Annotated in this window: 10 protein-coding genes; 5 read left to right on the forward strand and 5 right to left on the reverse strand. The window is 73.6% G+C overall.

Features of this window, described 5'->3' with window-relative positions:
- The first annotated feature begins 70 nt into the window (after positions 1-70).
- Complete coding sequence (locus ABT048_RS01850; protein WP_350519322.1) at positions 71-529, forward strand: hypothetical protein; 459 nt, start codon at positions 71-73, stop codon at positions 527-529.
- A gap of 76 nt (positions 530-605) precedes the next feature.
- Here ABT048_RS01850 and ABT048_RS01855 read toward each other — a convergent pair whose 3' ends face one another.
- Together ABT048_RS01855 and ABT048_RS01860 are read right to left on the reverse strand one after the other, a co-directional pair.
- Positions 606-2,228: an alpha/beta fold hydrolase gene (locus ABT048_RS01855; RefSeq protein WP_350519323.1), complete on the reverse strand. Its 1,623-nt coding sequence runs from the start codon at positions 2,226-2,228 to the stop codon at positions 606-608.
- 436 nt (positions 2,229-2,664) lie between these two features.
- On the reverse strand, positions 2,665-3,384 hold the full coding sequence (locus tag ABT048_RS01860) for a hypothetical protein (protein WP_350519324.1): 720 nt from the start codon (positions 3,382-3,384) through the stop codon (positions 2,665-2,667).
- A gap of 302 nt (positions 3,385-3,686) precedes the next feature.
- Here ABT048_RS01860 and ABT048_RS01865 point away from each other — a divergent pair, with 302 nt between their 5' ends.
- Genes ABT048_RS01865 through ABT048_RS01880 form a run of 4 tightly spaced genes read left to right on the forward strand, consistent with a single transcriptional unit; the run spans position 3,687 to position 6,916 of the window.
- Positions 3,687-3,980 carry a hypothetical protein gene (locus ABT048_RS01865; protein ID WP_350519325.1) on the forward strand — a complete coding sequence of 98 codons (294 nt, stop codon included), beginning with the start codon at positions 3,687-3,689 and terminating at the stop codon, positions 3,978-3,980.
- Positions 3,980-5,308, forward strand: coding sequence for a WXG100 family type VII secretion target (locus ABT048_RS01870; protein WP_350519326.1), 1,329 nt, complete (start codon positions 3,980-3,982; stop codon positions 5,306-5,308). The genes ABT048_RS01865 and ABT048_RS01870 overlap by 1 nt, the downstream gene beginning before the upstream one ends.
- Positions 5,298-5,984 carry a hypothetical protein gene (locus ABT048_RS01875; RefSeq protein ID WP_350519327.1) on the forward strand — a complete coding sequence of 229 codons (687 nt, stop codon included), beginning with the start codon at positions 5,298-5,300 and terminating at the stop codon, positions 5,982-5,984. Before ABT048_RS01870 ends, ABT048_RS01875 begins: the two co-directional genes overlap by 11 nt.
- Entirely contained in the window at positions 5,981-6,916 is a 936-nt protein-coding gene (locus ABT048_RS01880) for a hypothetical protein (protein WP_350519328.1), read from the forward strand. The genes ABT048_RS01875 and ABT048_RS01880 overlap by 4 nt, the downstream gene beginning before the upstream one ends.
- A 74-nt stretch (positions 6,917-6,990) precedes the next feature.
- Here the strand turns inward: ABT048_RS01880 and ABT048_RS01885 are convergent, their stop codons facing one another.
- The 3 genes from ABT048_RS01885 to ABT048_RS01895 form a co-directional block, all read right to left on the reverse strand.
- Positions 6,991-7,203 (reverse strand): DUF397 domain-containing protein, encoded by a 213-nt coding sequence (locus tag ABT048_RS01885; protein ID WP_350519329.1) that lies wholly within the window; start codon positions 7,201-7,203, stop codon positions 6,991-6,993.
- Between the two features lie 51 nt (positions 7,204-7,254).
- Positions 7,255-7,464, reverse strand: a complete 210-nt coding sequence (locus ABT048_RS01890) for a DUF397 domain-containing protein (protein ID WP_350519330.1) — start codon at positions 7,462-7,464, stop codon at positions 7,255-7,257.
- Between the two features lie 83 nt (positions 7,465-7,547).
- Positions 7,548-7,748 (reverse strand): DUF397 domain-containing protein, encoded by a 201-nt coding sequence (locus ABT048_RS01895; protein ID WP_350519331.1) that lies wholly within the window; start codon positions 7,746-7,748, stop codon positions 7,548-7,550.
- Positions 7,749-7,865: the final 117 nt, after the last annotated feature.

Consider the following 7,865-nt stretch of genomic DNA (forward strand, 5'->3'; position numbering starts at 1 on the left):
ACCCACGCCCCCGGGCCGCCCCCCGCACCCCGCGGGCGCGGGCCGGCACGCCCCCTGACACCCTGGGATCATGACCCCCTCCGACGACCGGGAACAGGCCGCAGCGCTGCGCGACGCCGACGCGCCCTCCTGGGCCGTGCGCGCCGCCGCCGGGCGCCGCCTCGCGGCATCGGAGGGGATCGGCGAGGTGGCCCACGTCCTCCACCGCCTCCTCCTGGACGACCGGGACACCGCCGTCACCCAGGAAACGGCCCAGGCCCTCCTCGCCCGCGCGGACACCGCAGGCCTGCGCTGCGTGCTCCTGGCCGTCAGCCGCGCGGCCGAGACCTGGACCGCGGACGAACTCCACGCCGCCCTGAACGCCGACCCCCACTGGACGACGACCGAAGGCAGCGACGCACTCGTCGAGCGGCTGAACGAACTGACGGCGGACGACGACGCCGGCGTACGCGACCAAGCCCGCAGGATCCTCGCCGGACTGCGCCCGCGCGAGCAGTGGGCGCAGGAGACGGACGCCGCCGCCCCCTGACCGGGCGCCCCGCCGCCCCGGCGGCCGGGAGCAGCGGGGCGCCGGGGGACGCGGTGGAGCGCGGCCGGCCCCGGCCTCACGCCCCGATCTCGAACACCGGCGGCTGCAGGCCCGCCAGGCAGCCCGTGTCCGGGGCACCCGGCGTGTCGAAGAACGACCGGGTGATCGACTGCGCGCACGCCGAGTCGGCGAACACCACGTGGGCGACGTAGGGCACCGTCACCTCGGTCGAACGGCTCAGCGTCCGCGCGGCGTAGGGGCCGTTGCTCGGGGCGGTCTGCGAGTCGAACCCGCCGGACAGCACGAGCGAGGGGATCGAACTGCGCGTCACCTCCCGCACCGAGTCGGGCGCGGCCGGCACGTTCCAGGCCCGGCAGTCCTCGTGCAGCCAGGCCAGCCCCGGCGCGTTGACCAGCACCGACTCGGGGAACGACGGGAAGGCGCGCCGCCCCGCCTCGGTCACCTGCGCCTCGCTCTCGAACGGCGTCCACTCGCCGCAGAACACCCCGTAGGCCAGGCCGTGGGAGAGCCGGCCGATCGCCTGCGGGCCGAGCTTGCCGCCCGCCCACTGCTCGGCCACCCGCTGCGGATTCCCGTGCGCCAGCTCGTCGATCGAACGGGGCACGCCCGGCGCCAGATGGCTCGCGAAGGTCAGCCAGCTCACCAGGACCCCGCCGTCCAGGGTCACCGCCACCGGCTCCGCACGGCCCGGCACGGTGACCGTGGTCGTCACCGGGTGGGCCTCCAGCTCCCCGACCAGGTGCTCGAAGGTGCCCTTCAGGTCCGGATAGCGCTCGTTGCAGGCACTCTGCCGCGCGCACGCCTCGAAGATGCCGTCGAAGCCCTCCCGGGCGGCCTGCCAGGTCGCGGCGCCGCCGGCCAGGGACGGCGGCAGGATGCCGTCGATGCCGACCGAGCGGATCCCCCGGGGGTGTTCGCGCATGTAGAGCAGGGCCAGGTCGGAGCCGTAGGAGATGCCGAAGACGTTCCACTGCTCCAGGCACAGCGCTTCGCGCAGGTCGGCGTAGTCGGCGGCGCTCTCGGTGCTGTTGTACGCGCCGAGGTCGCCGGTGCGGTCGGCCAGGTCGTCGCGGCAGACGCGGGTCTGCTCGACGTGCAGGTCCCGGGTGGACGGCGCGCCGTAGACCAGGTCGAGGGTGTCCGCGGTGAACCGGTCGATGTTCGGGCAGGTGAGGGCCGGCTGCGCCGAGTAGGTGCCGCGCTGGGACATGAAGATGACGTCCCGGTCGTGGTTGAGGCCGCCGTTCAGGGCCAGCTGGATTTCGGAGACGGCGTCGTCGCCGGGCCCGCCGGCCAGCCACACGATCGGGTCGGGTGCCGGCCGGCCGGTGGCGGCGGGCACGATCTCCACGCCCAGGGTGATGGTGCGCCCGTCGTGGCGGGAGCGGTTCTCGGGGACGGTGAGGGTGCCGCAGCGGGCGCCCTCGATGGGGGGCGCGGGGTCGGCGGTCCGCGGGCAGGGGCCCGGCTCGAAGCGGGCCCGGCCCGCGCTGTGGGCGACCGTGCCCAGCGGCATCCGCACCCCGGTCACGCCCGGCGGGCCGAGGGGCGCGGCGTGGGGCGCGGCGTGGGCGGGCAGCGCGCCCGGGCCGGCCAGCAGGCAGACGGCGGCGCCCGCGGCGAGCGCGGCCCGCAGCCGCCGTACGGTGCGCCGGCGCCGGGGCACGGCGGCGGGCATCACGGGGCTTCCGTTCCGGGGGTGACGGTGACCGGGGGCTGCTGGCGAAGGGTGTTCGGACCGGTGTCCTGTTCCACGTCGTGTTCCCGTCTCTCACGCCCCCGGCCGCCCCGGTCGGGACGGCCCCGCGCGGCACCGCCCGCCACCGCAGGGTCCGGACGGGCAGCACCGGGGCCCAGCCTGTGTTCGCGTGCGCCCGGTCACCAGCCGTGGGCGCCACTCGGCGCACACCGGCCCACCCCTGCGGGGCCCGAGGGGGAGAGGGGGCGGGGCGGGGCGGGGGAGGGGCGGTGCCCCGGCGCCGACGGGGGCACCGCGCTCTTCGACGTCCGCGCCGCGCCGCGCGGGCCGCAGTGACCTCGCCCGCCGGCGAGGTCACTGCGGCCCGGCCCGGGGCGTCTCACGGGCCCGGGGCGGTGGTGCGGCGGCTGCCGGGTCAGGCCTTGCGGATGTTGTAGGCGACGCCGCTGCCGTAGCAGTTGTTGCTGGGGTAGTAGTTGCTGACGACCCAGCCGGTGGGCAGCGGGGAGAAGGAGCACACGACGGCGGAGGTCTCCGTGGTGATCTTGACGAGGGTGTAGCCGACGCCGGTGCCGGCGCAGTTGTTGGTGCTGTAGGAGCTGGTGACGACCCAACCGGTGGGGATCGGGGTCATCGAGCACGTGCCGACGCGGGTGTCGTTGGCGGTGTTGTGGAGCGAGTAGCCGACGCCGGTGCCCGCGCAGATGTTGCTGCTGTAGGAGCTGGTGATCACCCAGCCGGTGGGTATCGGGGTCATCGAGCAGGCGCTGGCGTTGGTGTCGTTGGCGACGTTGCGGAAGCCGTAGGCGACGCCGCTGCCCGCGCAGATGTTGCTGCTGTAGGAGCTGGTCACCACCCACCCGGCCGGCTTGGGGGAGAAGGAGCAGATGGCGAGGTTGGTCTGCCCGGCCGTGTCGGTGATCGTGTACGAGACACCGGAGCCGGGACAGCCCCAGCTGCTGTACGAGCTGGTGACGACCCAGCCGTCCGGGATGGGGGAGAAGGAGCAGATGGTCGTGGAGCCGGCGACCCGCTGCGGGGCCGCCTGGGCCTGCGCGGACGCGGCGGTCATCATGCCCAGGAGCAGCAGCACGACCGTCAGCAGGTGTGAGGTGTGGGTCCGTAGGGTCTTCATGGCAGGCCTCAGATCTTCTCGGTGACGCGCTACGACTGTTGTGCGGGTGGCGTGAACGATTGGCACACGGTTCGTTCACGTCGGCTGAGATGGTGTCAGAGATCGTCCGGCGGCGCCAGAGTGGAACCGGCAGTACCTCCGGGCCCCGTGCGCCCCCTTCACCCCCGCGCACCCGCGCGCCCCGCCGGTCGTGAACGGAAGCCGTATGGGCCGCGTACGGGTTGCGTCAACGCAGGCCGGACGTGCACGGACCCCCGGTTAGCCTCTCGCCGAAACAGTGATCAACACACGGGGGTTGTTCCATGGCGGACTTCACGGTCAGCCCGCAGTTCGTGGCCCAGCTCTGCCGGGACCTCAAGGGCTGCGGTGACGAACTCGACCAGGGACTGCAGGCGTTGAAGGGCGCGGGCCGAGCCGGCCTGGGCTACGACTTCCTGGAAGACGCCGGCAGGCACTTCCAGGACACCTGGGACTACGGGCTCGGCAAGGTCCGCGAATCCGTCAAGGTGCTCGTCGAAGGACTGGAGAGGATCCAGCGGGAGTACGACGGCACCGAGCAGAGCATCATCAAGGCCCTTACCCCGCAGGCCGCCTGATGGCCGACCAGCAGCCCGCCGCCTGGTCCGGCCTCGGCTTCGACCCCGCACCCGGCGACCAGGGCGCCGTCACCGCCCTGAGCGCCACCCTGCGCCGGGTCGCGGGCCACCTGGGCGCCATCCACGCCACGCTCGCGCAGCTCTCCCGCCACGAGGGCCAGTGGACCGGCGCCGCCGCCGACGCGTTCGCCGAGAAGTTCGGCGAGCTCCCCGACTACCTCAAGGACGCCTCCGACTCGATCACCACCGCCTACGGCGCCCTCGACACCTGGTACAAGGCCCTGGCCGAACACCAGCCCAAGGCGGCGGAGCTGGAGCGCGCCGCCCTCGCCGCCCGGCAGCACAAGACGGAGGCCGAACAGGCCCACACCGCGGCCGCCGCCCACCCCGACCTCCAACTGGCCGGGCAGACCTTCCCCGACGACGCCTCCCTCGCCGACGCCACCGCCCGCTACAACGCGGCCAAGAAGCACCTCGACGAGGCCGCCGCCACCGTCCGCAGCGCGGGCGAGGAACTGGGCCACCTGCAGAGCCAGGGCGCCACCCTGCACACCACCCACACCGGCGACGCGCGCAGGACCGCCGACGCCATCCGCAAGGCCGCCGACAGCAAGGCCCCGCCGGAACCCGGCTGGCTCGACAAGGTCGGCGACTGGTTCGGCAAGCACGGCGCCGACCTGCTGACCGTGGCCGCAAGCGTCGCCGGCGTCGCGGCGATCTTCTTCCCGCCCCTGGCCCTGGCCGCCGTCGCCCTGAGCCTCGCCGCGGCCGGCGCACACGCCAAGCAGTACGGCGCCAAGGGACTGTGGCCCCCGACCTGGGACAAGGTCGGCAACTACCTGACCCTGTCCGGGGACATCCTCGGAGCCATCCCGCTGCTCGGGGCCGCGGCCAAGGGAGGAGTCACCGCCGTGAAGGTCGGCGTCAAGACGAGCGCCGCCGCAGGCGCCAGGGCCGGGGCCGCCGAGGCGGCCTCCGGGGTCCGCGGGGTCAAGTACCTCGACCCGCAGAACCCGCTGTTCAAGGTCGCGGTCGAGAAACCGGCCCTGAAACTCGGCGTCCCCCTGGAGCGCGCCCAGGACCTCTCCGACGGCGTCCAGGGCGCCACCTCGCTCGCCCTGGCCGCACCGACCGCCGCCACCCTGTTCACGGACACGCCCGGCGACGACCTCAACAGCGCGGTGAACAACACCACCGGCGCCGCCAACGTCATGGGCGCCGCCGGCATGGCCTGGGGCGGCAGCACGCCGGCCAAGGTCGCCGGCGGGGTCCTCGCGGTCGGCAACGCCTTCGGACTGTACGGATGGATGAGGGGCCATGGCCGCTGACACACCCCCGCTCCGGCTCGCCCCGCTCTGGCTCGCCCCGCCCGACGGCTTCACCGCCGTCGACCTCACCGAGGACCCGGGCGAGCGGATGGCACGCACCGCCGCCGCCCTGGACACCGTCTTCGCCGACGCCGGCCCCGAGCAGCGGCTCAGCCTCACCGTCGCCACCGAGAGCGCCCTGCAGAACCAGCTGCGCGAAGGCGCCGTCCACCTGTCCGCCCGCCTGGCGCGGGCCTCGGACGGCGCCCCGGTCGTCGGCGTGTTCACCGTCTTCGTCCGCCCCGAGGACACCGGCCCCCCGGGCAGCTACCCGCAGCGCATCGCCGACCGGCTGGCCGCCACCTGGCCGCACGCCGACGTCGGCGTGCTCGAACTGCCCCCCGGACGCACCGCGGTGGCCGTACGCGACGTGCCGGTGACGGTGCCCGGCGCGCTCTACGGCGTACCGCAGCCGACGGCCACCACCGTGCGGCAGGTGGAGTTCCTGATCCCGCACCCGTGGAGCCCCCACGTCGTCGCGGCCGTCTTCACCACCGAGCAGGCCGAGTACTGGCAGGAGTGGCTGCCCGCGATCGCCGGCGCGGTCGGCGCCATCTCCTTCCACCCGCCCCGGAACGAGGCCCTGGACGACCTGCCGCCCGAGCAGTGGGACAACATCCGCAAGGCGTTCGGTTGACGACCGCCCGCACCGACCGGGCCGTGCGCGACGGGCGCCGCCACCGGTACGGCCACGCGCTCGGCGTCATCGCCGTCTCGACCGGCATCATCCTCGGCGTCATCGCCGCGGACGTGTACGCCGGTACGGTCCCCGCCGTCCTCCTCGGGCTTCTTTATCCCGTGGCCGTCGGCGTCGCGCTCGCGTCGCGGCGCGACGCCGACGGGAGGCGCGGGCTCGGGAAGGACGAGGGCGCCCTGATCGCGGCCACCGCCGTTGCGGCCCTGTTCGCCTGCCTGACCGGCACCGACGTGTGGCACAACCTGGTCCTGCGCTCGGGCGAGGACGTGAGCGCCGTGGTGCTGCAGGAGAAGGTCGAGAGGATCGGCCGGGGCACGGTGCGGTCCTACACCCTCCTCCCGAGGGACGGCGGGGCCGTTCCCGGCGGGGACCTCCGGCCGGACTCCCAGCGCTTCAAGCCCGGGGACACCGTCACCGTCCGGGTGGACCCGGCCGGGCGGGTCGCGCCCGAACTCCCCGGCGAAGCCGACTCCCCGGCCCCGCTCCTGGGCTTCCTCGGCCTCAATGCGGCGATCGGAGCAGCCGTGCTGTGGACGGCCCGCAAGCCCCGGCCACCACACCCGCCCGGCCCGGGCCGCCGGCGCCTCACCGAGCGCGCCAGGCGCGCCCGGGAACGGCTGCGCGGAGTGACGGGGTGGCCGTTCGCCGCGGCCGCGGGGGCGCTCTCGGCGGCGTGGCTGGGGCTGTTGCAGATCGCCCGGACCGACCCGACCCTGACGGTCATGGCCGCGGTGGCCTACTTCTTCGTGATGGGGGGCTTCTTCGGCATGTTCGACGACGACAAGGCCAGGAACGCCTACCGCGCCCGCGTAGTCCTCCTGACGGTGCTCGTCACCGCCGCCCTCGGTGGTCTCCTCCTGTCGACCACCTGACACGGTGCTGGCAGCGGCGGCGAACGGAGTGGGAAGTCGGTGGGACCGACTTCCCACTCCGGCGGAAGGTGCGACTACCGGCCGTCGAACTCGCCGGCGCGGACGGCGGTGACGAAGGACTGCCAGGCGGAGGAGGAGAAGACGAGCGCCGGGCCGGAGGGGTCCTTGGAGTCACGGACGGGCATGACGTTCGGGAAACCAGGAGCGACTTCGATGCACTGACCCCCGTCGGAGCTGTGGGAGGACTTGACCCAGAGGGCGGAGGACAGATCGAGGCTGGAGCTCATGGCGGGTTCCTCCAGGTCGTGGTCATGCGAATGGAGTGTGAAGTAGGCCTGTCAGGCGTCGAGTTCGCCGGCGCGGATGGCGGTGACGAAGGACTGCCAGGCGGTGGAGGAGAAGACGAGGGCCGGGCCGGAGGGGTCCTTGGAGTCACGGACGGGCATGACGTTCGGGAAACCAGGAGCGACTTCGATGCACTGACCCCCGTCAGTGCTGTGGGAGGACTTGACCCAGAGGGCGGAGGACAGATCGAGGCTGGAGCTCATGGCGGGTTCCTCCAGGTCGGGTTGTGCGAACGGAGTGGGAAGTCGATGGGGACGACTTCCCACTCCGTTGCGAAGTAGGCCTGTCAGGCGTCGAACTCGCCGGTGCGGACGGCGGTGACGAAGGACTGCCAGGCGGAGGAGGAGAAGGCGAGCGCCGGGCCGGAGGGGTCCTTGGAGTCACGGACCGGGACGAGGCCGGCGAAGCCGTCTGCCACCTCGACGCATTGGCCGCCGCTGCCGCTGTAGGTGCTCTTGCGCCAAGTGGTGAGGTGAGCGGAGTCCATGGCGGGTTCCTCCTGGTCGGGGTGTGCGAACGGAGTGGGAAGTCGATGGGGACGACTTCCCACTCCGTTGCGAAGTAGGCCTGTCAGGCGTCGAACTCGCCGGTGCGGACGGCGGTG

The organism is Kitasatospora sp. NPDC096140, from assembly GCF_040303045.1.
Classification (GTDB): domain Bacteria; phylum Actinomycetota; class Actinomycetes; order Streptomycetales; family Streptomycetaceae; genus Kitasatospora.